At 76.9% G+C, this 1,612-nt stretch carries 1 protein-coding gene; it reads left to right on the forward strand.

From position 1 onward, the window contains the following. Positions 1–1,203 (forward strand): D-alanyl-D-alanine carboxypeptidase/D-alanyl-D-alanine-endopeptidase (gene dacB, locus GTW40_RS32435; protein WP_161183706.1); only part of this gene is annotated, 1,203 nt, incomplete at its 5' end. Positions 1,204–1,612: the final 409 nt, after the last annotated feature.

Here is a 1,612-nt window from a genome sequence, read left to right on the forward strand (position 1 = left end):
GCCGCGACGGCCGCGCGGACCGACCAGGACCCCGCGAAGGGCGGCAAGCCGCTCGCGGAGGTCCTGGACCCGCTCCTGGACGCCCCGGCGCTCTCCGCCGGGCACGCGGCGGCCGTCGTCGACATGAGCACCGGCGAGCGGCTCTACGGCGCCGACAGCGGCAAGTCCCTCACGCCCGCCTCCACCACGAAGATCGCCACCGCCGTGGCCGTGCTCTCCGCGCTCGGCCCGGACCACCGCCTCACCACCCGCACCGCGCTCGAACCCGACACCCGGGAACTGGTCCTGGTCGGCGGCGGCGACCCCACCCTGACCGCGCACAAGGCACCCGGCGAGTGGGCGAGCCTGCGCACCCTGGCCCGGGACACCGCCGTCGCCCTGGGCAAGCGCGGCATCCACAAGATCACGCTCTCCTACGACACGACGCTCTTCTCCGGACCCTCCCTGCACCCCATCGGCGTCAACGACAACCTCGCCCCCGTCACCGCGCTCACCGCCGACGAGGGCCGCACCGACGGCTCCGACCACGGCCCCGTGACCCGGGTGGCCGACCCGGCGGCCGAGGCGGCCCGCGCCTTCGCCGGGTTCCTGAAGGACGCCGGGATCACCGCGACCCCGCCCGGCCCCTCCAAGGCCACCGGGCGCGCGCAGACCCTCGCCACCGTCGCCTCGCCGCCGCTGTCCGACCTGGTCGAGCGGATGCTCACCAACAGCGACAACGACATCGCCGAGGCCCTGGCCCGCCAGACCGCCCTCGCCTCCGGGCGACCGGGCAGCTTCGCGGGCGGCGCACAGGCCATCGCCGCCCGGCTGACCAAGCTCGGGCTGCCCATGAAGGGCGCCGCCTTCCACGACGGCAGCGGCCTCAACCGCGACGACCGCCTGACGGCCGACCTCCTGACCTCGCTCCTGGCCAAGGCCGCCGACCCGACCCGGCCCGGCCTGCGTCCCGTCCTCACCGGCCTCCCCGTCGGCGGCTTCACCGGCACCCTCGCCGAGCGCTACACCGACGGGGCCGCCGGAGTGGTCCGCGCCAAGACCGGCACCCTCACCGGCGTCAACACCCTCGCCGGCACCGTCGTGGACGCGGGCGGCCGCCTCCTCTCCTTCGCCTTCCTCGCCTCCGACACCACCAACCCGGAAGCGGCCCAGTCCGCCCTGGACCAGACGGCCTCGGCACTGTCGGCCTGCGGCTGCGGGTAGCGCTCCGCGCGGGCGGGGGCGGTTCTGGGCCGGAGTGCCTGACGGCGGCCCCCACCCGTGGCTCAGGTCGAGCGGGCTTCTGGACGAAACGCCGGTCGAGGGAGCGGCGGATGTCGGTCGGCGACTCCGGGCGGCGGGCATGGGGCTGGTCGGGCGGCGGGCATGGAGGGGGTGCCGACGTCGGGCGCCACGGACTCCGGACAGCCCAATGGCGCGGGCACCGCTCGGATACGGGGCTCGCGCCCCACGGACCCTGTCCGCGACCGGCGTTGCCCACCGCTTCCGCCGCTCCCACTGCTCCCGCCGCGCTCGGCTCGGGCGGCTCGTGCGGCGGTCCCGCACAGGCCCGCCGGGTACGGGTCCGTACTGGCCGCCGCCCCGCTCACCGGCCCCCGCCCGCCGCGCGCTC

It is taken from the genome of Streptomyces sp. SID4985 (assembly GCF_009863025.1).
GTDB lineage: Bacteria > Actinomycetota > Actinomycetes > Streptomycetales > Streptomycetaceae > Streptomyces.